Source organism: Pseudooceanicola profundi (genome assembly GCF_050897955.1).
Taxonomy (GTDB): domain Bacteria; phylum Pseudomonadota; class Alphaproteobacteria; order Rhodobacterales; family Rhodobacteraceae; genus Pseudooceanicola.
In genome coordinates this window covers 1,243,318-1,267,556 of sequence record NZ_JBPAXZ010000001.1, presented here as the reverse complement: position 1 = coordinate 1,267,556, position 24,239 = coordinate 1,243,318, and the positions used below count along the sequence as shown (strand labels likewise).

Annotated in this window: 23 protein-coding genes; 17 read left to right on the top strand and 6 right to left on the bottom strand. The window is 64.6% G+C overall.

Translation table 11 applies throughout. The annotated features are described in order from the left end of the window. Positions 1–16: 16 nt before the first annotated feature. The 4 genes from ACRARG_RS06295 (at position 17) to ACRARG_RS06280 (ending at position 3,440) form a co-directional block, all read left to right on the top strand. Positions 17–559, top strand: a complete 543-nt coding sequence (locus ACRARG_RS06295) for an urease accessory protein UreE (protein WP_432689138.1) — start codon at positions 17–19, stop codon at positions 557–559. Then, entirely contained in the window at positions 549–1,187 is a 639-nt protein-coding gene (locus tag ACRARG_RS06290) for an urease accessory protein UreF (RefSeq protein WP_432691325.1), read from the top strand. The genes ACRARG_RS06295 and ACRARG_RS06290 overlap by 11 nt, the downstream gene beginning before the upstream one ends. Before the next feature lie 11 nt (positions 1,188–1,198). Then, positions 1,199–1,837 (top strand): urease accessory protein UreG, encoded by a 639-nt coding sequence (gene ureG, locus ACRARG_RS06285; RefSeq protein WP_432689137.1) that lies wholly within the window; start codon positions 1,199–1,201, stop codon positions 1,835–1,837. Positions 1,838–1,991: 154 nt separating this feature from the next. Next, entirely contained in the window at positions 1,992–3,440 is a 1,449-nt protein-coding gene (locus tag ACRARG_RS06280; protein ID WP_432689136.1) for a TrkH family potassium uptake protein, read from the top strand. Positions 3,441–3,630: 190 nt separating this feature from the next. On the opposite strand, the gene ACRARG_RS06275 is transcribed toward ACRARG_RS06280, so the two are convergent. Beyond that, positions 3,631–5,442, bottom strand: a complete 1,812-nt coding sequence (locus tag ACRARG_RS06275; RefSeq protein ID WP_432689135.1) for a trypsin-like peptidase domain-containing protein — start codon at positions 5,440–5,442, stop codon at positions 3,631–3,633. Between the two features lie 165 nt (positions 5,443–5,607). Here ACRARG_RS06275 and ACRARG_RS06270 point away from each other — a divergent pair, with 165 nt between their 5' ends. The 10 genes from ACRARG_RS06270 (at position 5,608) to ACRARG_RS06225 (ending at position 17,448) form a co-directional block, all read left to right on the top strand. Beyond that, positions 5,608–6,555 carry a glycine--tRNA ligase subunit alpha gene (locus ACRARG_RS06270; protein WP_432689134.1) on the top strand — a complete coding sequence of 316 codons (948 nt, stop codon included), beginning with the start codon at positions 5,608–5,610 and terminating at the stop codon, positions 6,553–6,555. Then, on the top strand, positions 6,555–7,082 hold the full coding sequence (locus ACRARG_RS06265) for a DUF6446 family protein (RefSeq protein ID WP_432689133.1): 528 nt from the start codon (positions 6,555–6,557) through the stop codon (positions 7,080–7,082). The genes ACRARG_RS06270 and ACRARG_RS06265 overlap by 1 nt, the downstream gene beginning before the upstream one ends. Before the next feature lie 96 nt (positions 7,083–7,178). After that, positions 7,179–8,036: a DUF1206 domain-containing protein gene (locus ACRARG_RS06260; RefSeq protein WP_432689132.1), complete on the top strand. Its 858-nt coding sequence runs from the start codon at positions 7,179–7,181 to the stop codon at positions 8,034–8,036. A gap of 106 nt (positions 8,037–8,142) precedes the next feature. Next, entirely contained in the window at positions 8,143–10,218 is a 2,076-nt protein-coding gene (gene glyS / locus ACRARG_RS06255; protein ID WP_432689131.1) for a glycine--tRNA ligase subunit beta, read from the top strand. Positions 10,219–10,300: 82 nt separating this feature from the next. Next, positions 10,301–12,826 (top strand): putative PEP-binding protein, encoded by a 2,526-nt coding sequence (locus ACRARG_RS06250; RefSeq protein WP_432689130.1) that lies wholly within the window; start codon positions 10,301–10,303, stop codon positions 12,824–12,826. A 182-nt stretch (positions 12,827–13,008) separates the two neighbouring features. Then, positions 13,009–13,650 (top strand): cell wall hydrolase, encoded by a 642-nt coding sequence (locus tag ACRARG_RS06245; protein WP_432689129.1) that lies wholly within the window; start codon positions 13,009–13,011, stop codon positions 13,648–13,650. 126 nt (positions 13,651–13,776) lie between these two features. Continuing rightward, positions 13,777–14,667: a dihydroneopterin aldolase gene (locus ACRARG_RS06240; RefSeq protein WP_432689128.1), complete on the top strand. Its 891-nt coding sequence runs from the start codon at positions 13,777–13,779 to the stop codon at positions 14,665–14,667. Then, on the top strand, positions 14,664–15,680 hold the full coding sequence (gene folP, locus ACRARG_RS06235; RefSeq protein ID WP_432689127.1) for a dihydropteroate synthase: 1,017 nt from the start codon (positions 14,664–14,666) through the stop codon (positions 15,678–15,680). The genes ACRARG_RS06240 and folP overlap by 4 nt, the downstream gene beginning before the upstream one ends. Further along, complete coding sequence (gene glmM, locus ACRARG_RS06230; protein ID WP_432689126.1) at positions 15,680–17,020, top strand: phosphoglucosamine mutase; 1,341 nt, start codon at positions 15,680–15,682, stop codon at positions 17,018–17,020. The genes folP and glmM overlap by 1 nt, the downstream gene beginning before the upstream one ends. 233 nt (positions 17,021–17,253) lie before the next feature. Then, the gene (locus ACRARG_RS06225; protein ID WP_432689125.1) at positions 17,254–17,448 is read left to right on the top strand and encodes a hypothetical protein; all 195 of its coding nucleotides are present in this window, start codon (positions 17,254–17,256) and stop codon (positions 17,446–17,448) included. 56 nt (positions 17,449–17,504) lie between these two features. Here ACRARG_RS06225 and ACRARG_RS06220 read toward each other — a convergent pair whose 3' ends face one another. Continuing rightward, positions 17,505–18,803: an MFS transporter gene (locus ACRARG_RS06220; protein WP_432689124.1), complete on the bottom strand. Its 1,299-nt coding sequence runs from the start codon at positions 18,801–18,803 to the stop codon at positions 17,505–17,507. A gap of 232 nt (positions 18,804–19,035) precedes the next feature. Here ACRARG_RS06220 and ACRARG_RS06215 point away from each other — a divergent pair, with 232 nt between their 5' ends. After that, positions 19,036–19,527 (top strand): hypothetical protein, encoded by a 492-nt coding sequence (locus tag ACRARG_RS06215; RefSeq protein ID WP_432689123.1) that lies wholly within the window; start codon positions 19,036–19,038, stop codon positions 19,525–19,527. Positions 19,528–19,610: 83 nt separating this feature from the next. On the opposite strand, the gene ilvC is transcribed toward ACRARG_RS06215, so the two are convergent. Continuing rightward, positions 19,611–20,633 carry a ketol-acid reductoisomerase gene (ilvC, locus tag ACRARG_RS06210; RefSeq protein WP_432689122.1) on the bottom strand — a complete coding sequence of 341 codons (1,023 nt, stop codon included), beginning with the start codon at positions 20,631–20,633 and terminating at the stop codon, positions 19,611–19,613. A gap of 152 nt (positions 20,634–20,785) precedes the next feature. Between ilvC and ACRARG_RS06205 the strand changes: the two genes are divergently transcribed. Both ACRARG_RS06205 and ACRARG_RS06200 read left to right on the top strand, forming a co-directional pair. Then, positions 20,786–21,241 carry an Lrp/AsnC family transcriptional regulator gene (locus tag ACRARG_RS06205; RefSeq protein ID WP_432689121.1) on the top strand — a complete coding sequence of 152 codons (456 nt, stop codon included), beginning with the start codon at positions 20,786–20,788 and terminating at the stop codon, positions 21,239–21,241. Continuing rightward, positions 21,238–21,702, top strand: a complete 465-nt coding sequence (locus ACRARG_RS06200) for an Lrp/AsnC family transcriptional regulator (protein WP_432689120.1) — start codon at positions 21,238–21,240, stop codon at positions 21,700–21,702. Before ACRARG_RS06205 ends, ACRARG_RS06200 begins: the two co-directional genes overlap by 4 nt. Positions 21,703–21,810: 108 nt before the next feature. Here the strand turns inward: ACRARG_RS06200 and ACRARG_RS06195 are convergent, their stop codons facing one another. From ACRARG_RS06195 to ACRARG_RS06185, 3 genes are all read right to left on the bottom strand, one after another. Beyond that, a complete protein-coding gene (locus ACRARG_RS06195) occupies positions 21,811–23,013 on the bottom strand; it encodes a UbiH/UbiF family hydroxylase (protein ID WP_432689119.1) in 1,203 nt (400 codons plus the stop codon). Between the two features lie 109 nt (positions 23,014–23,122). Continuing rightward, entirely contained in the window at positions 23,123–23,356 is a 234-nt protein-coding gene (locus tag ACRARG_RS06190; RefSeq protein WP_432689118.1) for a hypothetical protein, read from the bottom strand. Positions 23,357–23,492: 136 nt separating this feature from the next. Next, entirely contained in the window at positions 23,493–24,167 is a 675-nt protein-coding gene (locus ACRARG_RS06185; protein ID WP_432689117.1) for a pyrimidine 5'-nucleotidase, read from the bottom strand. Between the last annotated feature and the right edge of the window lie 72 nt (positions 24,168–24,239).

The window sequence follows — 24,239 nt, the reverse complement described above, 5'->3', positions numbered from 1 at the left end:
GCGAAAGGGCAGGCCGTTGACCGACCTGCCCGCCGCATATTCGGTCCTCTTCGCCGCGGACCGGACGGGCGAGACGCCCGCAGAGACAATCACGCTGGACTATGAGGCGCGGTTTCTCCGGCGCAAGGTTCTGACCTCGGATGCGGGGCGTCCCTTTCTTGTCGATCTCTCGGAGACTGTTTCCCTGGAGGAGGGGGATTGTTTCCGGATCGGCGACAATGCTTCCGAGCTGGTCGAAGTGCGTGCCGCTCCCGAAGCGCTCCTCGAAATTCACACCTCCGATCCCGTTCGCATCGCCTGGCATGTCGGCAATCGCCACACGCCCTGCCAACTATCCAAGGGGCGTCTGCTGATCCGCGCCGACGCGGTGATGGAGGACATGCTGCACCGGCTGGGTGCGCATTGCCATGCCGTGACGGAACCTTTCCGGCCCGAGGGCGGCGCCTATGGTATGGGCCGGACCCATGGCCATGATCATTCGCATGTCCACACCCATATCGGGCATAGCCATGGGCCGGATGATGAAGACCATGATCATGAGCATCTGCATGACCATTGAGGCGATGACCTTGCATCAGTGGCTCTCGCCCGCCTTCCCGGTTGGCGCCTATTCCTATTCGCAGGGGCTGGAAACGGCAGTGGCGGAGGGGCAGGTGACGGATGCCGCATCCGCCCGCGACTGGATCGCCATGGTGCTGGAGCAGGGGGCGGGCCAGTCCGATGCCATCCTTCTGTCGGCAGCATGGCAGGCCGCGCCCGATGCGCTGGCGGCGCTCACCGAACTGGCCCGCGCCCTCTGCCCGAGCCTGGAGCGGCTGACGGAGACCGACCGGATGGGTGCGGCCTTTGCCCGGGCCATCCGCGCGCTCTACGGTCACGATCTGCCGGATATGCCCTATCCACTGGCCTTTGGTCGGGCAGCCCGGCTACAGGATCTGCCGCTCGATCTGACACTGACGCTCTTTCTGCAATCCGTGGTGGCCAATCTCGCCTCCGCCGCCGTCCGGCTCATACCTCTGGGCCAGACCGACGGTCAGCGCATCCTGCGTGACCTCTCCACCCGGATCGCGCCCCTTGCAGAGGCCGCAGCGCCCGGCGATACCGACAGGATCGGGACCTCGGCGCTGCTGGCAGACCTCGCGTCGATGCGCCACGAAACCCTGCCCACGCGCCTGTTTCAAAGCTGAAAGGACATCTCATGCCGTCCCCTCATGGTCCCCTCCGCATCGGCCTCGGCGGCCCCGTTGGCGCCGGCAAGACCAGCCTCACCGCAGCCCTCTGCCGCGCGCTCCGCGATCAGCTGTCCATGGCGGTCGTCACCAACGATATCTACACGCAAGAAGATGCGGAGGCGCTGGTGCGCATGCAGGCGCTGCCCTCCGACCGGATTCGCGGCGTCGAAACCGGCGGCTGCCCGCATACGGCGATCCGGGAGGATGCCTCGATCAACCTCGCGGCCATTGCCGATCTCAACACGGCGATCCCCGACCTTGACGTGATCCTGGTGGAATCGGGGGGCGACAACCTCTCCGCCACCTTCTCGCCGGAACTGGTCGATCTCACGATCTACGTCATTGACGTGGCGGCGGGGGAGGAAATCCCGCGCAAGGGCGGGCCTGCCATCTGCAAATCCGACATTCTTGTCATCAACAAGACCGATCTCGCGCCCTATGTCGGCTCCGACCTCTCGGTGATGGATCGTGATGCAAAGGCACAGCGCGGCGCGCGCCCCTTCGTCTTTTCCAACCTGAAGACAGGTACGGGGCTTGAGGAGATCATCACCCATATCGCGGCAATCGGCGGGCTCAACCTCGACCGCGCCCGGGCCAGCGCCTGACGCCGTCACAAATCCCGATGCGCCTTCATCTTGGCAGAAATACTCTCGGGGGGAGCCGCATGGCGGCGTGGGGGGCAGACAGCCCCCCTCGGCCCGCGACCTGCCACAAACACCGCCGCTTGACAGGCTCGCGACCACAGGCCAAGCCTGCGCCATGATCGACCTGCGCCCCGTCGGATATGTCATCGGCCTGCTTGTCGCGGTGCTCGGGTTGACGATGCTGCTGCCGCTTGCCGTGGATATCGCGGAGGGACGGGGGCACTGGCCGGCCTTTGCCGAAAGCGCGCTTCTGTCCTTCTGCATCGGCGGGCTGACCGCTCTGGCCTGTCAGAACGGCACGCGCGAAGGGCTGACACTGCAGCAGACCTTCCTGCTGACCACCGGCATCTGGGCGATTGCGCCGCTTTTCGGGGCGCTGCCCTTTATCCTGGGCGATACCCAGGCCAGCGTCACCGATGCTGTGTTCGAGGCGATGTCGGGCATGACCACCACCGGCTCCACCGTCTTTTCCGGGCTGGACACAATGCCGCGTGGGCTGTTGCTGTGGCGGGGGATGTTGCAGTGGCTCGGCGGCGTCGGGATCATTGTGGTCGCCATGGTCTTCCTGCCGGAGCTCAGGGTGGGCGGCATGCAGATTTTCCGCTCAGAAGCCTTTGAGACGATGGGGAAGATCCTGCCGCGCGCGACGGCTATCGCGGCCCAGATCTCGGTGGTGTACGTGGCGCTCACCGTGGTCTGCGCCCTGACGTACCTCGTGCTTGGCATGAACGCTTTTGACGCGACGGTGCATGCGCTCACCACGATCTCGACCGGGGGGTTCTCGACCCGGGACGCCTCTTTCGGGGCGTTTTCCGGTCCGATGGAATACGCGGCGTCCTTTTATATGATCCTCGCGGCGCTGCCCTTCGTGCGCTACGTGCAACTTCTGAACGGCAATGTCCTTGCGCTGCCAAGGGACGTGCAGGTGCGGGGGTTTGCCCTGACCATCCTTGCCTTTGTCGGGGTCACGTTCATCGGCCTGCTGCACATCTTCCCGCACCATTGGGAGAAGTCGCTGAGAGAGGCGCTGTTCAATATCGTGTCGATCATGTCGGGAACCGGATATGCCTCGGTCGACTACATGTCCTGGGGGTCGTTCCTGATCACGATCTTCTTTTTTGTCGGGCTGGTCGGAGGCTGTGCCGGGTCGACAGCCTGTTCGATCAAGATCTTCCGCTACCAGATCCTGTTTGCCGCAATCCGCAGTCAGATCCGGCGTATCCATATGCCGCACGGCCGGTTCACGCCGCGCTATGACGGGCGTCCGATACCGGTCGATGTCATGGGGTCGGTGATGTCGTTCTTTGTGTTCTTTGTCGTCTCAATGGGGGTGCTGGCCATTGCCCTCGCGCTGACGGGGCTGGATTACGTGACGGCGATCAGCGGGTCCGCCACCGCGCTTGCAAATATCGGGCCGGGATTGGGTGATATCATCGGGCCTGCCGGAAATTTCGGGCCGCTGAACGATACGGCGAAATGGCTGCTGACCATCGGAATGCTGTGCGGGCGGCTCGAATTGATGGCCGTCTATGCCATCCTGACGGTTCAGTTCTGGCGCGCCTGAGCCGGCCAAGCTTCATCCGGCCCTGATCCAATTGAAAAACCCGGCCTGGGCCGGGTTTTGTTTCATTCTTTATCGGCGCTCAGGCGAAAGGACATGTCCGGGTGCCCACAAGGATTGTCCAGACGCGGGGGCCTTGAGGCGCCTATTCGAACCTGAAAACAGACGACTGGCCCGTTTCCAAGGGCGGTCCTCACTCCCAGCAGCTGACGAGGACGGTCATGTCCATGCCGATTTTGGTCAGGTCTTCGGGGGCGAGGTTCTGATCGGGTTCGGCTGCAAGCGCCGACAGGCCGGCCTGTCCCATGAGATTGACCAGATTCTGCGCATCGACTGCAAAGGCAACGCCCGGGGGCAGCTGACGACCGTTGGCCTCATGTGGTGCCAGCATGCCGATCACGGCTCCGCCCGTATCCATGACCGGGCCACCGGCTTCTCCGGGCAGCATATCGAGAGACAGGCGCTCCAGCTCCTGCTCGCCCGACAGGCCCTGAAGCTCTTCGAGTTTGCCAAAGCTGATCGTGGCCGAGGTCAACCGCCCTTCATAGGGGAAGCCTGCGCTGGCCACATCGCTTTGCAGTCGCGGCGGCTGGGTTGCGAATTTCGCGAAGCTCATGGGCGCAATACGGTCGGCAGGGCGCAGAAGGGCGGCACCCGATTGCCCGTCGACCTGCACCAGTTCGGCCGCAATGCCATCGCCGATTGTGATACGGCCGCACTGGCCCACAGCATCGGCCGTGGTCAGGACCGCGCCGTCCTGGCTTATGAAAAAGCCCGAGCGCGACATTTTGGGCGTGCGGATTTCCAGGCCGGAGAGCAGGTCGATGCTCTGTTCGCTATCGGCGCCCATGGCGGCAGGCAGGACGATACCGTCGAGCGGCTGGAAGCTTTTCTGCATTTCGCCCAGAAGGCGGGTCCGGCGCTCTTCGTCGCCGGCGGGCCAGACCAGGCTCCAGCCTTTGATGCGGCCATTGGTCAGCGTCACCTCTGTATGGGAGATCAGGCTGGCGTTTTCGCCGACAATTGTGAACCCGTCGGCGCGGCGCTCGCGGGGGCCGGTTTCGGGGATCACGGCAAGCGTCTGAAGAATGTCGTACAGACCGAAGAGGGTTTTCTGGTCGCCCTGCTGAGAAATCAGAAAGACCCGTGCATCGATATCGCCGGTCGGGGTGTAATGGGCAAAGGGCGCCTCGTACCGGTCAAAGCCAACCACACCCATGGGCAGTTTCATCGTGATCCCGGCGGTGTCATCCGTGACCAGCCGCAGATCCAGCCCGTCAAGTACGGCATTGTACTGCCGCAGAAGTTCCGCACGCTGGCGCGTGGTCAGAATGCCGGTGACGTCCATGCCCTGATATTCCTGCCAGGCCGCCATGGAGGCGCGGGTGCCGCGGCCGTAGGCGCCATCGATGGCGCTGCCGTAGAACCCGGCCCATTTCAGGGCCACCTGAATATCCATCCGCTCCTGCTGGGTCAGCAGGGCTTCGCTGCGGCGGGCCTCGGTCGGGGTTTCGTCGGGCAGGGCAGGCACGGGCTGCGGTTCGGGCGCGGCCGCAATTTCTGGGGCCGCTTCCGGCAGAGGCTGGGTGCCCTGATCCGGTGCGGGGACGGCTTCGGGCGCGGGGGCCGGCTGCGGCGCCACAGGCGCAGGCTGCGCCAGTGCCGCGCCGCCGCGGGGCCAGAACTGGTCGCGGTAGGCTGTCGAAAAGGCGACGTAGCTGTCGCGCGGGATTGTGCCCTCCGCACGCAGAACCTGCAGCACACGATTGGCGTCTTCGGGCGCATAGGGGCCAAGCGCAATCGCATACCAGCCGCCGCCAATTGAAAAGCCGTTCACATCCTGCAGGCGCTGCGCATATCCGCGGATCGCGGCTTCGGCCTGAGCGATGGAGGGTTGCGCTTCGATCTGGACCCAGACCGTTTCTTGCTGCGCGAAGGCCGCAGCGGGTGCCAGAGAGGTGAGGGCGGCTGCGACCGCCACAACGGGAAATGATTTAACGAACATATGTATAGCCTCAGCCCGGACGTTTCTTGTGCTTGCTTTGGGCCATAGCATGACCAAATCCGGCGCGCCATGCATCCAAATAATGCGTGATGCGGCGATTGACCCGCCACCTGTGGCCCCGTAACTAGACCTCGCGCCGATCCGGCCCGAAAGACAGGTGATCACATGGCTCAGACCCAACCGCCCCGTTCCTTTCAGGAGATCATCCTGCGGCTCCAGACTTACTGGGCCTCAAAGGGCTGCGCGATCATGCAACCCTATGACATGGAAGTGGGGGCAGGGACGTTCCACCCGGCGACGACGCTGCGTTCGCTGGGCTCCAGACCCTGGGCGGCGGCCTATGTGCAGCCCTCGCGCCGGCCGACAGACGGGCGCTATGGCGAGAACCCGAACCGGCTGCAGCACTACTATCAGTATCAGGTGCTGATCAAACCCTCGCCGCCGGATCTGCAGGCGCTCTACCTCGGCTCGCTGGAGGCGATCGGGGTGGATATGGAGATGCACGACATCCGCTTTGTCGAGGATGACTGGGAAAGCCCGACGCTCGGCGCCTGGGGCCTGGGCTGGGAGGTCTGGTGCGACGGGATGGAAGTGTCCCAGTTCACCTATTTCCAGCAGGTTGGCGGGCATGACTGTCATCCGGTCTCGGGAGAGCTGACCTACGGGCTGGAGCGTCTGGCGATGTATGTGCTGGGGATCGACCATGTCATGGACATGCCCTTCAACGATCCGCAGGCGCCGATCGCGTTGAAATATGGCGATGTTTTCCGCCAGACGGAGCAGGAATATTCGCGCTGGAATTTCGATGTCGCCAATACCGAGATGCTGCTGAAGCATTTCGAGGAGGCGGAGGCGGAATGCGAGGCGATCCTGTCGCAGGCGTATGACGACCCCAAGACCGGCAAGCGGATCGTGATGGCGCATCCGGCCTATGACCAGTGTATTAAAGCCTCGCACCTTTTTAACCTGCTTGATGCGCGCGGTGTGATCTCTGTTACCGAACGGCAGGCCTATATCGGGCGGGTGCGGGCACTGGCTAAGAAATGCGCCGATGCCTTTGTGATGACGGAGGCCGGGGGCTGGACGGCGGAGGCCGAGGGGGACGCCGCCTGATGGGCAAGTTTCTGGCCGCCGTTATCGTGGTAAGCGCGCTGCTGGCCGGCGCGGGCATCTATTATTTCCAGGTCTACGGCTATTACGACGAGGTCGTGCCCACGGGTGATGATGTATATCTGACCGATAAGGCGGGGGAGGCGGTGCGGATCCCTTACGAGGATTTTGAGGCGATTGACGCCTATTCCTCCCCGATCCGGTACCGCGCCTGTTTCCGCACCTCGCTGTCGCTGGAGGAAATGTCCGAGGGGTTCCAGCCCTATGCCAAGCCCGTGCCGCTTCAGGCGCCCTATTGGTTCGGCTGCTACGAGGCCGACGGGATCGGGGAGGCGCTGGAGGCCGGCAAGGCGCAGGCTTTCCTGTCGGTGGAAAATATTCACTACGGGATCGACCGGGTCGTGGCGATCTTTCCGGATGGGCATGGCTATGCCTGGCACCAGATAAACCATTGTGGCGAAGTGGTCTTTGATGGCCAGCCTGCGCCAGAAGGCTGTCCGCCGCCGCCCGAAGGCACGGCCCGCCAGTAGGCTCGGCCCGGCGGGCCACCCGGAAATCACGGAACCGCGAGGGTGTTTCGCGCGATGATCTGTCAGCCATTGCAGACAGCCATCGAGGAACCCGCCATGTCCGAAAACCGTGCCCCCGCCTGGGTCGTCCCCGTCATGCGCACCGGATATTCGGCGCGGGGAGGCACTTACATCGTGCTGGGTATCCTGACGCTTCTGGCCGCCTGGACCGGGCAGGAGGCCGAGGGTACGAAAGAGGCGCTGGAAAAGCTCCGGTCCGTCCCCTTCGGCTACGCGGCGCTCTGGGGGTTGTCCGTGGGCCTCATGGCCTATTGCATCTGGCGGCTGATCGACGCGGCCATGGACCTCGAAGATTACGGTAGTGGCGCCAAGGGCGTCGTGGCGCGCGGCGGGCAGGTGATCACGGGGCTGATCCATGCCGGTCTGTCGATCTCTGCCGCGCGTCTGGCCATGGGGCGGGGCAATGGCGAGGGCGACTCGGCGCAGAGTGCGGCGTCCTGGGTTCTCCAGCAGCCCTACGGCAAGGTTCTTATTATGATCGTGGGCGCCGTGGTGATCTGTACGGGCGCCTATTACGCCTGGAAGGGGATCGACGAGAAGTACAAGGAACATGTGCGCCAGACCCGCTGGGCGCTGAAGCTCGACCCGGTCATCAAGGCCGGGCTGGTGGCGCATGGGCTGGTCATTGCGCTGATCGGCGTCTTCCTGATCTATGCCGGTCTGAACAGTGATCCAAGCCAGGCAGGCGGCATTGGCAAGGCGTTTCAGACGGTGCGCAGCCAGCCATACGGGCAGGCCCTGCTGGCCGCGCTGGCCGTGGGCATGCTGGGCTTTGCCGTCTACTGTTTTGTCGAGGCGGTCTACCGTGTCCTGCCCGCGCGCAACGGGGGCGATGTGAAGACGCTCGCCACCCATGCCAGGATGAAAGCCGAGCGGCTGGCGCATGGCCATTAGGCCCGGATTTCATCGCATTTGACCGGGGCCTCTGGACGCCCCGGCGGCCCTCCGTTATTCCGGCGGGGATTGCGTCCTCCGGGGCGCTCTTCGCTGGAAGGACGCCATGCCCGATCTCCTCATCGAACTGTTTTCCGAGGAAATTCCTGCGCGGATGCAGGCCCGTGCCGCCGATGACCTGAAGCGTCTGGTCACCGATGGTCTGGTCGAGGCGGGTCTGACCTATTCCGGCGCCGCTGCGTTTCACACGCCCCGACGTCTGGCTCTGGCGGTCGAGGGGCTGCTGGCCCAGTCGCCGACCCTGCGGGAGGAGCGCAAGGGTCCGCGGACGGATGCGCCGGAGAAGGCAATCGAGGGGTTCATGCGCGGGGCGGGTGTCGCCAAGGAAGACCTGAGGGTTCAGGACGACAAGAAGGGCCAGGTCTACGTCGCCGTGATCGAAAAGCCGGGCCGTCCGGCGGCAGAGATCGTGGCGGAGGTACTTTTGTCGGCTATCCGCAATTTTCCCTGGCCTAAATCTATGCGTTGGGGCTCCGGTGATCTGAAATGGGTAAGACCGCTGCATTCCGTGCTCTGCATTCTGACGACGGAAGCCGGGGCCGAAGTGGTGCCGTTCGAGCTGGACGGCGTCACCGTTGGCGACACGACGGAGGGCCATCGCTTCATGGCGCCCGGCCGCTTTAGCGTCACGAATTTCGAAGGTTACGGGGCGGAGTTGAAGCGCCGGTTTGTGGTGCTCGACGCCTCGGAACGGGCCGATCACATCTGGCAGGATGCGACGAACCTTGCCTTTGCCGCCGGGCTGGAGGTGGTCGAGGATCGCGGGCTTCTGGCCGAGGTTGCAGGGCTGGTCGAATGGCCGGTGGTGCTGATGGGCGAGATTGGCAGCGATTTCCTTGGCTTGCCGCCCGAAGTTCTGCAGACCTCGATGAAGGAACATCAAAAATTCTTCTCTGTCCGCAAGCCGAAGACGGGGCGGATCGAACGGTTCATCACCGTGGCGAACCGGGAGACGAAGGATGACGGCGCCACGATCCTTGCGGGCAACCAGAAGGTGCTGGCGGCGCGTCTGTCGGATGCCAAGTTCTTCTGGGAAAACGATCTTCGCGTGGCCAGGCAGGGGATGGAAAGCTGGACGGAGCAGCTCTCCAACGTGACCTTCCACAACAAGCTCGGCTCTCAGGCGGCGCGGATCGACCGGATCGCGGCGCTTGCGCGGGAGATCGCGCCGATGGTCGGGGCGGATCCGGCGCTGGCAGAACAGGCGGCGCGGGTGGCCAAGGCCGATCTGTCCTCCGAAATGGTCTATGAATTCCCCGAATTGCAGGGGCTGATGGGGCGCTATTACGCGGAGGCCGCTGGTTTGCCGTCCGAGGTCGCCGCCGCCTGTCAGGAACATTACTCGCCGCTCGGGCCCACGGATGACGTGCCGGAGGCGGCTGTGTCCCGTGCCGTGGCACTGGCAGACAAGATCGACACGCTGACCGGCTTCTGGGCGATTGACGAGAAACCGACCGGGTCGAAGGACCCGTTTGCGCTGCGCCGGGCGGCTCTGGGGGTGACACGGATCGTGCTGGCGACGGGCATGCGCTTGTCATTGCAGAGCATTTTCCTCTCCGGCCTCGAATTGAACGGCAAGGCCGATCCGGAGGTGGCCGCCGATCTGCTGGCCTTCTTCCACGACCGTCTCAAGGTCTTCCTGCGTGACGAGGGCATCCGGCATGACGTCATCGACGCCTCCATCGACATGCCCGGCGCCGATGATCTGGTCCTGCTGGTGGCGCGTGCCCGCGCGCTGAACGCGGTGCTGGAGACGGAGGATGGCAAGAACCTGGTTCAGGGTTACAAGCGCGCCAACAATATCCTGAGCCAGGCGGAGGAGAAGGACGGGGTGGCCTATGAATTCGGCGCCGATCCGAAGTTCTTCGAGGATGGGTCCGAAACCGCGCTCTACGAGGCGCTGGAGGCGGCAAAACCGCGTATTGTCAAAGCCATGGAGGCGGAGGATTTCGCCACGGCCATGTCGGAGATGGCGGCGCTGCGCACACCCATCGACGCGTTTTTCGAACAGGTGCAGATCAATGCCGACAATCAGGTCGTGCGGCGCAATCGTCTGAACCTGCTCTCGACCATCCGCAGCACCTGCCTGTCGGTGGCCAATCTGACACGGCTGGAGGGCTGACCGGCCCCCAGCTTTTCCTTGCTCCGCGCCACGGCGCGCGTATTCTGCCGGAACCCGGAGGAGCGCTGCGGCGCAGCAAGGCATGAACGACCCGACACTTATTACCCAGACCGCCCCGATCGCCGTGTCCAGCCATGGCGGGCGGGCGAAATGCCTGCAACGTCTTGTCCGGCTGGGTCTGCCCGTGCCCTGCACGATGGCGCTGTCGTTTTCGCAGGTGCATGATATCGCCGCCGGCAAGATGCCTGATATGGCGCTTCTGCTTGCGCCTTTCGGGCCGCATCCTCTGCTCTGCGTCCGGCCCTCGTCGGAGGATCCGGACTGGGGCGGGCCCGGGGCTGTGCTGAACGTCGGGATGAATGACGAGCTGCTTGAGATCCTCGCCGGTAAGATCGGGCGGGAGGCGGCCTGCGCGCTCTATATCCGGTTCGTCATGGGCTATTCGATCCATGTCGCGCGGCTCGACCCGGATATGTTCGACGGGCTGGTGGTGACGGGCGAGGAGGGGCTGAAACAGGTCCTCGACGCTTATGAAGAAGAAATGGATGAGCGGTTCCCGCAGGACCCGGCGGTTCAGCTGAGCGCAGTTCTGCGGTCCATGGCCCGTGCCTGGGAAGGCACAACTGCGCGGCTGTTGCGGCAGGCCAAGGGGGCGCCTGCGGATGCGGGGCTGGGGCTGGTGGTGCAGGAAATGGCGCTTGGCCTTGGCAAGGGCGAATGCGGGTCGGGGGTGATCCAGCTTGTCAGCTCTGCCACCGGGCGGCCGAAAATTACCGGGCGGTATCGCAGCCAGAGTCAGGGGCGGGAAGCGCTTCAGAAAGAGGGCACGTCGATCTTTCTGGCGAAAGACCCGCGCGGGCCCTCGCTGGAGGAGCTGGCGCCCGAGGCGTTCAAGGCGCTGATCGACTGCACCAAGCTGATGCGGGTCAGGTTGCGCGAGGAGATGCAGACCGAATTCACCATAGAGAATGGTGAGGTGCATGTCTTGGACGGCGTGCGTATCCGCCGGTCCTCGCGCGCGGCGGTGCGGATTGCCGTGGCGCTGGCCGAGGACGGGATCATTCCACCGGAGGAGGCGATCCTGCGGGTCGAGCCGCGTGCACTGACGGAGATGCTGCACCGGCAGGTCGATCCGGATGTGCAGCGGGATGTGATCGCGCGCGGGATTGCAGCGAGCCCCGGCGCGGCCTCCGGCAAGATCGTGTTCACGGCGGCGGCGGCGCAGGCGGCGGCTGCGCGAGGGGAGTCGGCTGTGCTGATCCGGCGGGAGACGACGCCGGAGGATATTCGTGGCATGCATGCGGCGGTGGCCGTGCTGACCGAACGTGGCGGGATCACCAGCCATGCGGCGGTGATCGGACGCGGCCTGGGGCTGCCCTGCGTGGTGGGGGCGTCGGACATCCGTTTCAACCTGCGGACCAATAGTATCGTGTCCTTTGACGGCCGGACCTTCCGTGAGGGGGACGAGATCACCGTCGATGGCACCAACGGGCAGGTTCTGGCGGGGGCGGCGAAGCTGCTCGAGTCCGCGCAGGACGAGGCCTTTACCACGCTTATGGGCTGGGCCGACGAGTTCCGCGATATTGGTGTGCGGGCCAATGCCGACACGCCGGCGGATGCGCAGATCGCGCGCGACTTCATGGCCGAGGGGATCGGGCTCTGCCGTACGGAGCATATGTTCTTCGACGCCGGACGCCTGACCGCGATGCGGGAGATGATCTTTGCCGCCCGGGCGGAGGACCGGCGCGCGGCGCTTGACCAGCTTTTGCCGATGCAGCGGGGCGATTTTATCGACCTCTTCCGGATCATGCAGGGCCATCCGGTCTGCATCCGTCTGTTCGACCCGCCTTTGCATGAATTCCTGCCGACAGACCGCGACGGCATCCGGGGGCTGGCGGAGGCGCTGGACCTGCCGGTCTCTGTCGTGTCGCACCGGATCGAGGAGCTGGCAGAGCATAACCCGATGCTGGGTATGCGCGGCGTCCGGCTGGGGATCACCATGCCGGAGATCTACGACATGCAGGCGCGTGCGATCTTTGAGGCGACGCTGGCTGCCAATCGCGACGGTGCCGCGGTGGTGCCGGAGATCATGATCCCGCTGGTCTCGGCCAACCGGGAGGTGGAGCTGGTGAAGACCCGGATCGAGGCCGTAGCGGCAGAAGTGCGCACTGCCACCGGCCGGGATTTCAAATACCGGCTGGGGGTCATGGTGGAAACGCCGCGTGCCGCTCTCAGGGCGGGGGAGATCGCGCCGCATGCGGCCTTTCTTTCCTTCGGGACAAACGACCTGACGCAGATGACCTATGGGCTGTCGCGCGATGACGCCGGGCGGTTCATGAAGACCTATGTCCAGCAGGGGGTCTATCCGGAAGACCCCTTCCATACCCTGGATACGGATGGGGTTGGCGAGCTGCTGCGTATCGGCGCCACGCGCGGGCGGGACGCAAGAAAAGACCTTGTGCTTTCCATTTGTGGTGAACACGGCGGGAACCCCGAATCAATCGCGTTTTGCAGGGCGGCTGGTTTCGATTATGTGTCCTGTTCGCCGTTCCGGGTTCCGGTGGCGAGGCTTGCGGCCGCCCAGCTTGCCGTACGGGACCGTCCATAAGGGGAAACTGGTTTACCCTTCTGAATCAAAGAATTGGTTAACGGTTTTAAACCGACCCGCATTTAAGGGGTAGTCAATCTTCCGCCGACATAAACCCCCCGGACTGGACCGGATGGGCCTCATGGGCTATGCGCCAGTGGATTGCTGATGACGTAAAGCCTTTGGGCCTGGGGTAAGCTGCTATGAAATTCGGAATGATTGCCGGGGCATTTTTGCTCCTTGCTGGCGTGAGCCATGCAGAAGGGACTGTATATGACCTGACGTCCGCTGAAAAATCGGGCATTATGGCCGGAGGGGATACGCGGATCGCGGCCTTTCTCGATACCGATGTGATCCGCGAAGTGCGTCCCAAGGCGCGCCGCCAGAAGATCGAATATACCCGAAAATTCCTGAACGCCCTGCCGCAGCCGAAACTGAGCGAACAGGCCTCCTGTCTGGCAGAAGCTCTCTATTTCGAAGCGCGCGGCGAAAGCGTCAAAGGCCAGTTTGCCGTGGCTGAGGTGATCATGAACCGTGTCGACAGCCCGGCCTTCCCGGACAGCATCTGCGGGGTTATCCATCAGGGCACCGGGCGGAAATATGCCTGCCAGTTCACCTATACCTGCGATGGCTACCCGGAAGTGATGTCGGAGAAATCCGCGCTGCATCAGGTCTCCAAGGTGGCCGGGATCATGGCGCGCGGGGCCGAACGGCCGCTGACACATGGCGCGACCTATTATCATACGCTGCGCGTGCGGCCGGCCTGGGCGCGCAAGTTCTCGCGCACGGCGACGATCGGTGTGCATCATTTCTACAGCCGGCATACGCGACTGTCGTCGAACTGACGCAGGGCGCCGGGCGCCGCGCCGCAAATCCCGCGCATGATGCCGGTCGCGGCTTTGCCATTCCCGCAGCGGCCCGCTACACGGGGGCCAATTGCCCCTGTGAGGGCCCGGCTGCAGGGGCGCAGAATGAACAGCACCATTTCCCAGGCCTTCGGTCATCCGCTTGATCGGTCGGAGGCGATGGCGGGCGCTGCGCCGCGTGACCGGATATCCCTGCGCGACTATATTACGGCAGTCGAGATCGGCGCCTATCAGCTGGAACGCGGCACGACACAGCGCCTGCGGTTCAATGTTGTGGTGGAGGTGCGCCCCTTCGATGACCCGCTCGAGGATGACGTGGACCGCATCCTGTCCTACGATCTGCTGGTCGAGGCGATAGAGGCGGAGCTGGCGTCGCAGCGGCTGAACTTATTGGAAACACTGGCGGAAAACGTCGCGACCCGCATTCTGCGGGAGCCGCAGGCGGAGCGCTGTTTCATGCGGATCGAAAAGCTCGATCGCGGCACCTTTGCCCTGGGGGTGGAGATCGTCCGCAGCAAGGCGGAGGCGCAGCCCCTGGCCGATATTGCCGCCCAACAGGCCACGGCGCCCCGCGTGGTTTTCCTGAACAACGCGGCGATCGGCTCGGCAGGGCTGTCGGCCTGGCTCGACGCGATGCAGGCCGATGCGGTGCCGCTGATCCTGACCTGCGGTCCGTCAGACCTGACCCCGCCACAGGCCGCACAGCCGCTGGCGCAGCGCCGGATCACCCTGCTGGCCATCGAACAGAATGCCTGGGTGCTGGCCGGGCGCGATCCGCGCTGCGTTGTCGTGGACAGCCGGTCAGAGCTCGACTGGGGGATGAAACACGGCCAGATCAGCGTCTGGGCGCCCTCCAAGATGGTGCTGGATGCGGTGACCCCGCCAGCGGTCGCCGCCGGTGCGGAGGCCATGGCACGGTGGCTGGCCGAAGGGCTTGGCGCGCTGGAGTTCCGCGTGCTCACCGGGCCGGACCTGGCGCAGGGCCCTACCGGATGAGCCGCTGGCTCCGCCCGATTGCCCTGCCGGGGAGCGAAGGGCAGGGCGTGCCTCTCGCGGGACAGCGGCATGTCCGGTTCGGCTCGACAGAATTCATCGCGCCCGGATCGCGTGCTCCGGGGCCCGTGGTCTCGGCTTTGCCGGGTGCGGATCGGCAGCGCCTGACGGCCCTCAGGCCCGCGCTCTGCGGTCTGACACTGGACCGGCCCCGCATCATGGGGATCCTCAATGTCACGCCCGACAGCTTCTCTGACGGCGGGCTGCATCATGGGTTCGACGCGGCCGTGGCCCATGCCCGCAGTCTCGCTCTGCAGTCCGACATTCTGGATATCGGCGGTGAATCCACCCGGCCGGGCGCGGCGGAGGTGCCTGTAAAAGAAGAGATCGCGCGCACGGCCCCGGTCATCTGCGCCATCCGCGATGCCGGGCTGACCCTGCCCATCAGCATCGACACCCGCAAGGCCGCGGTGGCCGAGGCGGCGCTCGACGCCGGCGCCGATATGGTCAACGATGTCTCCGCCCTGGCCTATGATCCCGAGATGGCGGCGCTGGTGGCCGAGCGCGGCGTCCCGGTCTGCCTGATGCACAGCCGCAGAACCCCGGCCGATATGCAGAGCGCTGCGGTTTATGAGGATACGCTGGCGGAGGTTCTGGCGGAACTCTCTGCCCGGGCCGGCGAGGCACAGGCCGCCGGGATCGCGGCGTCCCGGATCATTGTCGATCCGGGGATCGGCTTTGCCAAGACGCTTGTACATAATCTGGAGCTGCTCCGGGGCCTCACGGCCTTGCATGATCTGGGCTATCCCGTGCTGCTCGGCGCCTCGCGCAAACGCTTTATCGGAACGATCGGCGGGGCGGAGGAGGCGGCGGCGCGCATGCCCGGCTCCCTTGCCGTTGCCCTGCAAGGCGTGGCACAGGGGATGCAGATCCTCCGTGTACATGATGCGGCGGAGACGGCGCAGGCGGTGCGCCTTTGGCTGGCCATGACCAGCCCGGACGGGGAGACAGGCTGATGCGGGAACTTTTCGGGACGGACGGCATCCGGGGGCGCGCCAATTCACATCCGATGACGGCAGAGATGGCGCTGCGGATCGGCGCGGCGGCCGGCCGCTATTTCCGCCGCGATCAGAGCCGGGCGCATCGGGTGGTGATCGGCAAGGATACCCGGCTGTCCGGCTATATGCTGGAAAATGCCCTGACGGCCGGGCTGACCTCCACCGGGATGAATGTCCTGCTGCTCAGCCCGATCCCGACGCCGGCGGTCGGGCTTCTGACCTCGTCCATGCGGGCCGATCTGGGCATCATGATTTCGGCCAGCCACAACCCGGCCGAGGATAACGGGATCAAATTCTTCGGCCCCGACGGCTTCAAACTGTCCGACGAGGCGGAGACAGAAATCGAACGGCTCGTCCTGGAAGGGGTGGAACCGGCCCAGGCGATGAATATCGGCCGGGCCAAACATATCTACGATGGCCGGTACCGCTATAACGAACGTCTGAAAACGACGCTGCCCTATGGCATGCGGCTCGACGGGATCAAGGTTGTGGTGGACTGTGCCAATGGCGCAGCCTACCGCACCGCGCCCGAAGTGCTGTGGGAGCTGGGCGCAGAAGTCGTGCCCATCGGCGTCACGCCGGACGGGTTCAATATCAACCGCAAATGCGGCTCCACCCATCCCCAGGTCGCGGCCGAGGCCGTGGTGGCGCATGGTGCGGATCTGGGCATCTGCCTGGATGGCGATGCCGACCGGGTGATCCTGATCGACGAGACGGGCACGGTGGCCGATGGCGATCAGATCATGGCCCTCATGGCGCGTCGCTGGTCGGAACAGGGGCGGCTCAAGGGCGGGGCGCTGGTCGCCACGGTGATGTCGAACCTGGGGCTGGAGCATTTCCTGCGCGGCCACGGGCTGCGGCTGGAACGCACCAAGGTGGGGGACCGCTATGTCGTGGAACGCATGCGCGAGGGCGGGTTCAACCTCGGCGGCGAACAGTCGGGCCATATCGTCATGACAGATTACGCGACGACCGGCGACGGGCTCATGGCCGCGCTTCAGGTCGTGGCCGAGATGGTCCAGAGCGGCCAGCCCGCCTCGACCCTTGTCAATCAGTTCGACCGCGTGCCGCAGGTGCTCAAGAATGTGCGCTTCACCGCAGGCGCCGCGCCGCTGGAGACAGAGGCGGTTCAGGCCGTAATTGCCCGCGGCGAGACGCGCCTTGCGGGCCGCGGGCGGTTGGTCATCCGGAAATCGGGCACCGAACCGCTCATCCGCGTGATGGCGGAATGTGATGACGAGGCTCTGATGACCGATGTCGTGGATGAGATCTGCGCCGCCGTGGAGGCCGCCGCCTGACCGCTCTATCTCTGGTCCTGAAATATCCTCGGGGGGCCGTCAAATGCCCCGCATTTGACGGGTGGGGGGCAGACAGCCCCCCCGTCCGCCGCCGCCACCTGCCGCATCGCTGTGCAGTTCTAAGGATAATTGTTGTTGTCCGGGTTGCGGGCGGCCACATCATGTTGACGGTACCTCAGGTGTTATATCACACTAGAGCACATGGGAGGTACGTTCCGAAAGGAGGTGCTCCCATGTGCCTGACAACCGAAGCCCTGCTGCTTTTTCTCAGCCTTCTGCCGCCCGAAATCGTCGAGCACGGCGAAAACCGGATCACGGTCCGGGCCGAAACCCGTGATGCCATCTGGCAGATCAAGGGCGAAAAATGGTGTACCACCGCGCCTCAGATCGACGCCGTGTTCCGTCTGAAACAGGGCGAAGAAGCCTGACATGAAAACAGCGCCGGCGGACCGGCGCTGTCTGATGTTGTCCGTTCTGACCGCGGTCAGATCTTGCTGCGTCCCATCGCGAGGATGCAGAGCATCGTGATCGCGGCTGCCACCAGCATGTAATAGCCGACATAGGCCAGGCCATAGGTGCTCTGCAGCCAGGTGGCGATGTAGGGGGCAAGCGAGGCGCCGAAGATGCCCGCGAAGTTGAAGGTGAGCGACGACCCGGTATAGCGGACATGGGTCGGGAAGGGGGCGGCCAGCGCCGCGCCGATCACGCCATAGGTCAGCCCCATCAGGAACATGCCCAGCGTCACGAAGCCATAGATCCGGCCGATTCCGCCGCCCAGCATGGGCGCCAGCAGGAAGGAAAACACCCCGATCAGCGCGGTGACGACCAGCAGGAAGGCATAGCGCCCGGTCATGTCGGCTGTCTTGCCCGCGATCACGATCGAGATTGCGAAGACGACGGAGCCGTAGATCTGCACCAGCAGCGCGTCGAGGAAGGCGATCTTCACCACCTTGACGTTGTAGGACAAGAGCCAGGCGGAACAGATGTAGAAAAGCACAAAGGTCGCCAGCGCCACGAAGGTGCCAAGCACCAGACTGCGCTTGTGTTCCCGGAAGATCTCGGCCACCGGCACGGCGGCGCGCTCGTCCTTTTCCACAGCCTTGGCGAATTCCGGCGTTTCGGAGATCGAGAGCCGCACCCAGAGGCCCAGCACGATCAGCAGGATCGACGACAGGAAGGGCAGCCGCCATCCCCAGCTCAGCAGCGCGTCCTCGCTGATGAAATGCAGCAGGATCCAGAAAAATCCCGAGGAGAGGAACAGCCCGACAGGCGCGCCCAGCTGCGGGAACATGCCATACCAGGACCGTTTTCCCTCCGGCGCGTTTTCGGTGGCCAGCAGCACCGCGCCGCCCCATTCGCCGCCCAGGCCAAAGCCCTGGCCAAACCGACACAGCGCTAGCAGGGCAGGGGCGAGTATGCCGATCTGGTGATAGGTCGGCAGCAGCCCGATGATGACGGTGGAGATGCCCATGGTCAGCAGCGCCGCCACAAGGGTCGCCTTGCGGCCCACACGGTCGCCGAAATGGCCAAAGACCACGGCACCGAAGGGCCGCGCGAAGAAGGCGATGGAGAAGGTCGCGAAGGAGGCCAGCAGCGCCGTCATCGGGTCGGTGCCCGGAAAGAAGAGCGCGGGGAAGACCAGCACAGCAGCCGTGGCATAGACGTAGAAATCGAAGAATTCGATCGTCGTGCCGATCAGGCTGGCCAGCAGGACGCGGGCGGGAGAGTTCACGGGGCCCGCGGGCGCGTGAGAGAGGTCGGGAGCGGTAAGAGTGTCGGACATGATGCGATCCGCGTAATTTTCTTTCGTTTGTTTTGGTGTTTTTGTCTTTTTGCGTGCGCTATGGGCGCTACGCCTTTGTTTCATGGAAGGAAAGGGGGGCGGGCGGCTTGGGTAGCGGGACTGCAGAAAACGCATGGCTCGGCCCGCGCTCTGGCATCCTCTGTGGCCTTGCGTCTTCGCGGTGACGCGGCCAATCTGGTGTTCCAAAGAAATTCAATTGAAAGTCATAGAGATGAAAAAACAATGTCTTGCAGCTGCCTTCATTATGCTGGCGGGTGCCGCGCAGGCTGAAATTTCCGTGGCCTTGCAGGGCGGCTGGGACGGTCAGAAGGTCCCGGCCGGGCAGCAGTGCACGCTGCACGGCGGAAACGGGGCCACGCCGCCGATGAAGGTCAGCGGCCTGCCGGCGGGGACAGCGGCAGTGCTCGTGGAATATGACGACAAATCCTACTCCAAGCTCGCGACGAAGGGCGGCCACGGCACGCTGCTTTACCCTGCCAAGGCCGGGACAGTGACCCTGCCGTCTGTGCCGGGGCTGACGGACCAGCTGCCGGGCGGTGTCCGGGTGCACAAGAAGGCGCGCGGCACAGGCAAATATGCCTCCAAGGGCTATATGCCGCCCTGTTCCGGCGGAAAGGGAAACCGGTATACCGCAACGCTGTACCCTATCGGCGCCGATGGCAAGAAGATGGACAAGGTGCTGGTTGAGATCGGGCGGTACTAAGGCTTCGGTGCCTTTGACGCTCTTGCCCAAAGAAAAAGGCCCGCGTCGGACGCGGGCCTTTCGGTTTCCGGGGCGTGAAGGCCTCAGTTCTTTTCTTTGTCGACCATCTTGCCGGCAGAGATCCAGGGCATCATCTCACGCAGCTTGGCGCCGACCTGTTCGATCTGGTGCTCGTCGTTCAGGCGGCGGGTGCCTTTGAAGAAGGGCTGACCCACGGCGTTTTCCTGCATGAAGTCACGCACGAACTTGCCGGTCTGAATGTCGCGCAGGATCGCCTTCATCGAGGCCTTGGTCTCGTCATAGGGCAGGACGCGCGGGCCGGAGACGTATTCGCCATATTCGGCCGTGTTGGAGATCGAGTAGTTCATGTTCGCGATGCCGCCTTCGTAGATCAGGTCGACGATCAGCTTCACCTCGTGCAGGCATTCGAAATAGGCCATTTCCGGCGCGTAGCCGGCCTCGACCAGGGTTTCAAAGCCCATGCGGATCAGCTCGACCAGACCACCACACAGAACGGCCTGCTCGCCGAAGAGGTCGGTTTCGCATTCCTCGCGGAAGTTGGTCTCGATGATGCCGGAGCGGCCGCCACCGATGGCGGAGCAATAGGACAGGCCGATTTCCAGCGCCTTGCCGGAGGCATCGTTGTGAACGGCCACGAGGCAGGGCACGCCGCCGCCTTTGGTGTATTCGCCGCGCACGGTGTGGCCGGGGCCCTTGGGGGCCATCATGATGACGTCGACGCCGGCTTTCGGCTCGATCAGGCCGAAATGCACGTTCAGGCCGTGGGCAAAGGCGATCGCCGCGCCTTCGCGCAGGTTGTCGTGGACGTATTTCTTGTAGGTTTCGGCCTGCAGTTCATCGGGCATGGTGAACATGATCAGGTCGGCCCAGGCGGCAGCCTCGGCAATGCCCATGACCTTGAGGCCTTCGCCTTCGGCCTTCTTGGCCGAGGGCGAGCCTTCGCGCAGGGCGACGACGAGGTTCTTGGCGCCAGAGTCGCGCAGGTTGAGGGCATGGGCGTGCCCCTGGGAGCCATAGCCCAGGATCGCGACCTTCATGTCCTTGATCAGGTTGATGTCGCAGTCGCGGTCATAATAAACGCGCATGGATTTTCCTCCGGTTTGTTGCCGCCAGCACGCTGGCAGGGCGGGATGGGCGGCAGCATAGGTCGCGGTACTAAATTTGCAGCACATATCTTGAGAAATTTTGCCCAAATGATAGAAAGTCATTCGTAATCTTTATCTTTCCATAAATACTCATGTTCGACGATACCGACAGGCGCATACTCCGACAGTTGCAGGAGGACCCCTCCATCAGCACCGCGCTGCTGGCGGAACGCGCGCGGCTGAACCCGGCGACCTGCTGGCGGCGCCTGGAGAAGCTGCGCGAAGCGGGCGTGCTCAAGGGCAGCCGGGCAGTGATCGACTGGCGGGTGCTGGGCTATGCGGTGGAGGTCTCGCTGCGCATCACGCTGGACAAGACCAACCCGCGCGCCTTTGACGAATTCGCGGCAGAGGCCCGGAAGATCCCCGAGGTGCTGGAGATCCAGACCTTCCTCGGTCAGGTCGATGTCCGGCTGGGGCTGATCGCGCGCGACATGCCGCATTACCAGACGCTGTACCGCGAGCGGATCCTGACCCTGCCGCATATCACCGATCTTGAGGCGTTGATGCATATCGCGCGGATCAAGACCGATGAGACGGTGCCGCTGTGAGCGGGGTTGTCGACCTGGATGAGCTGGACCGGGCGATCCTGCGGCTGCTGATCGAGGATGCAGGGCTGCCGGCTTCGGCTATTGGCCAGCGGGTGGGGCTGTCGCAGCCGGCGGCCTGGCGACGGATCCAGCGGTTGCGGGCGGCGGGCGTCATCCGGGGGGAGCGGCTGGAGCTTGACCTGGCGAAGCTTGGGTTCGGCGTGACGGTGTTTCTGGGGGTGAAGCTCGGGACCAAGGGTCGCGTCAGCCTGGCGGAATTCGAGCGGGCAGTGAGTGCGATCCCCGAGGTGCAGACGGTGGAGCATGTGCTGGGGCTCTATGATTACCGGTTGCGGGTGTCGGCGCGCGATCTGGCGGATTTCGAGCGGGTGTTGCGTCGGCGGATCATGACCCTGCCCGGGGTCGGCAATGTCGATGCCAATGTGATGCTGAGCGAGGAGCGGCTGGCGGGGCCGATCTGATCGGCGGGGTAGAGTCTTTATTGCGCCCGCCTTCGGCGGTCGCGGTGCGCTCCGCGCGGGAGTATTTTTGCCAAGATGAAGGGGGGCGCTGCGCCCAGGCTTCGGGGCTCAGGTCTCCGTCCGGGCGCCGAGGCCCATCTGCATGAGCATGCGCCGTACGGGGGCGGAGCCGTAGAGGGCCGAAAGACCTGCGGCGCGGAGGTCGCGCAGGGGCTGGGCGGAGATCTGAGACGCGCGATTGAGGGCATCGATACCGGCGGCGCGGAGGCGGATTTCGGGGTGGCGGCGGCGGTGATAGGTGTCGAGCATGGCCGGGCTTCCGAGCGTGTCGGGGCTGGCCGTGGCGAGCTCATGCAACAGCCGCAGATCTCCCAATGACATGTTGAGCCCCTGGGCGCCGATTGGAGGCACGACATGGGCGGCTTCGGCGAGCAGTGCGACACCTGCGCCGGACATGCGGTCGGCCACCTGGGTGATGATGGGCCAGAGACTGCGCCGGGTTGCCAGCGTCAGCGGGCCGAGCAGGCCGCAGGAGCGTACCATCAGGGCGGATTCGAATTCCGGGACCGGCAGGCGGGAGAGGCGGAGCGCGTCCGGTCCGTCCTCCATCCAGACAACGGCGGAGCAGGGGGTGCCGTCCCGGTCCGGCAGGGGGACCAGTGTGAAAGGGCCTCCCGTGCGGTGAATCTCTGTGGAGATATTGTCATGCGGGACAGGGTGGGTGACGGCGAAGGCCAGCGCTTTCTGGCCGTAGCGGGTGGTGGTCACGCCAATTCCGGCGGCCTCCCGCATGGGGGAGTTGCGGCCATCGGAGGCAATCACCAGCCGGGTTCTGACGCGGCTGCGGTCCGAGAGGGTAACGATGGTTTCGGCATCGCGTGCCAGCAGCCCTGTGGTGGCTGTGCCGGGCAGGAAGGTCACGGTGTCGAGATCGTCGAGCCGGGCCAGCATCTCGCGGCGCAGAAGCCAATTGGGCAGGTTCCAGCCAAAGGGGCCGGTGGAGATATCGGCGGCATCGAAGTCGCGGGTGATCCGCGGGGCGGGCTGCGGCCCGCCCGCATCGACGATCCGCATGATCCGGAGCGGGGCAGCATGCGGGGCCAGGCGGGACCAGAGGCCGGCGGTTTCCAGCAGGCTGCGCGCGGGCTGCAGCAGGGCGGTTGTGCGCAGATCGGCCCCGTCTGCATCCTCGGCCGTGACGGGCGGGGCGGGGTCGCACAGCAGGACGCGGAAGCCGGAACTGCCAAACAGGGCGGCGGCGGAGAGCCCCGCCACACCGCCGCCGGAAATCAGGATATCGCAGCTCTTCATCGGTCGTATCTTGGCCTGTGTTGGTGGGTGAGAAACGCGATGCCGGTCGGGCCGGGCGGGGCGCTGGTTGATGTGCCGACGGCCCGGTCCGGACCGTCGCCTCATATGGCTATTTTCCGAGCGTGATCGCAATAAGCAGGGCGAAAATCATGGGAACGAGCGACAGCGCGGTGAGGCCGAGTGCGACCAGGCCCCAGGTCTTTACGGCAAATACCAGCGCGGCGACGGCAATTGTCACGGCATACCAGATATTGCCGTGGAAATCGCGGGCGAGGTCCCGGGCGATCCAGCCCAGAACGGGAATGTGGAAGAGGGCGGAGGTCGGGGGAGCGGTTGTGGACATCGGAGCTTCCTCTGCGGCGGGGTGCTACAGATTTAGGGGGCTGGCGGGGGGTGATCAAAGCGACACGGTGTCCCGGCGCCTGGCATGGGGGCCGGGGCAGGACAAAAGGTAGGGGCATTCGTGGCGGGCACGCGGGCTAGCCACGAAGGCAGGAGAGGAAACCCGCCAGATCGTCGGTATGGTAGTGAATGTGGTCCTGAGGCAGAGCCGTTTCGGCGACATGGACGGTCATCAGCCCCATGGCATGCGGAACCGACAGATTGCGCGGGTCGTCTTCGAACATGGCGGCACGCTGTGGGTCGAGCCCGTCGAGCGCGAAGACGACCTCAAAGGCGCGGCGGTCGGGCTTTGGATGGAATTGCGCATGTTCGACGCCGTAGAAGGCATCGAAGAGCCCTTCCAGCCCGCGGGCGGCGGTGACGCGCTGCGCATAGGGGGCCGAGCCGTTGGTATAGACGATCTTGCGCCCGGGCAGGGCGGCGATGTGATCGGCAAGCCCTCTGTCCGGGACCAGGCCGCCCAGGTCGATTTCATGGACATAAGAGAGGTAGGGGCCGGGGTCGACGCCGTGGTTTCGCATGAGCCCCGCCAGCGTTGTGCCATGGTCACGCCAGTAGAGGGCGCGCAGGCGGTCGGCCTCTTTCCGGTCGACCTTCAGCGCATCCATCACCCAGTCTGTCATCCGCTGTTCGATCTGGTCAAAGAGGCGCGCAGCGGGCGGATAGAGCGTGTTGTCGAGGTCAAAAACCCATGTCGTGACATGGGAAAAGTCGAGCGATATTTCGGCGTGTTCCGGGGCGGGGGGCTGCATGGGCCAGAAGCTAGTGGGGCGCGACAATGGGCGCAAGGGCGTGTGCGCGGCGGGCAGTAGACGGGGCGGGGT

Bases quoted from the DNA above. Each gene is read 5' to 3' on its own strand.
- ACRARG_RS06250 (WP_432689130.1), top strand. From the start codon at position 10,301: ATGAACGACCCGACACTTATTACCCAGACCGCCCCGATCGCCGTGTCC.
- ACRARG_RS06240 (WP_432689128.1), top strand. From the start codon at position 13,777: ATGAACAGCACCATTTCCCAGGCCTTCGGTCATCCGCTTGATCGGTCG.
- ACRARG_RS06265 (WP_432689133.1), top strand. From the start codon at position 6,555: ATGGGCAAGTTTCTGGCCGCCGTTATCGTGGTAAGCGCGCTGCTGGCC.
- glmM (WP_432689126.1), top strand. From the start codon at position 15,680: ATGCGGGAACTTTTCGGGACGGACGGCATCCGGGGGCGCGCCAATTCA.
- ACRARG_RS06195 (WP_432689119.1), bottom strand. From the start codon at position 23,013: ATGAAGAGCTGCGATATCCTGATTTCCGGCGGCGGTGTGGCGGGGCTC.
- glyS (WP_432689131.1), top strand. From the start codon at position 8,143: ATGCCCGATCTCCTCATCGAACTGTTTTCCGAGGAAATTCCTGCGCGG.
- ACRARG_RS06245 (WP_432689129.1), top strand. From the start codon at position 13,009: ATGAAATTCGGAATGATTGCCGGGGCATTTTTGCTCCTTGCTGGCGTG.
- ACRARG_RS06205 (WP_432689121.1), top strand. From the start codon at position 20,786: ATGTTCGACGATACCGACAGGCGCATACTCCGACAGTTGCAGGAGGAC.
- ACRARG_RS06190 (WP_432689118.1), bottom strand. From the start codon at position 23,356: ATGTCCACAACCGCTCCCCCGACCTCCGCCCTCTTCCACATTCCCGTT.
- ilvC (WP_432689122.1), bottom strand. From the start codon at position 20,633: ATGCGCGTTTATTATGACCGCGACTGCGACATCAACCTGATCAAGGAC.
- folP (WP_432689127.1), top strand. From the start codon at position 14,664: ATGAGCCGCTGGCTCCGCCCGATTGCCCTGCCGGGGAGCGAAGGGCAG.
- ACRARG_RS06280 (WP_432689136.1), top strand. From the start codon at position 1,992: ATGATCGACCTGCGCCCCGTCGGATATGTCATCGGCCTGCTTGTCGCG.
- ACRARG_RS06225 (WP_432689125.1), top strand. From the start codon at position 17,254: ATGTGCCTGACAACCGAAGCCCTGCTGCTTTTTCTCAGCCTTCTGCCG.
- ACRARG_RS06220 (WP_432689124.1), bottom strand. From the start codon at position 18,803: ATGTCCGACACTCTTACCGCTCCCGACCTCTCTCACGCGCCCGCGGGC.
- ACRARG_RS06260 (WP_432689132.1), top strand. From the start codon at position 7,179: ATGTCCGAAAACCGTGCCCCCGCCTGGGTCGTCCCCGTCATGCGCACC.
- ACRARG_RS06290 (WP_432691325.1), top strand. From the start codon at position 549: ATGACCATTGAGGCGATGACCTTGCATCAGTGGCTCTCGCCCGCCTTC.
- ureG (WP_432689137.1), top strand. From the start codon at position 1,199: ATGCCGTCCCCTCATGGTCCCCTCCGCATCGGCCTCGGCGGCCCCGTT.
- ACRARG_RS06185 (WP_432689117.1), bottom strand. From the start codon at position 24,167: ATGCAGCCCCCCGCCCCGGAACACGCCGAAATATCGCTCGACTTTTCC.
- ACRARG_RS06215 (WP_432689123.1), top strand. From the start codon at position 19,036: ATGAAAAAACAATGTCTTGCAGCTGCCTTCATTATGCTGGCGGGTGCC.
- ACRARG_RS06270 (WP_432689134.1), top strand. From the start codon at position 5,608: ATGGCTCAGACCCAACCGCCCCGTTCCTTTCAGGAGATCATCCTGCGG.
- ACRARG_RS06275 (WP_432689135.1), bottom strand. From the start codon at position 5,442: ATGTTCGTTAAATCATTTCCCGTTGTGGCGGTCGCAGCCGCCCTCACC.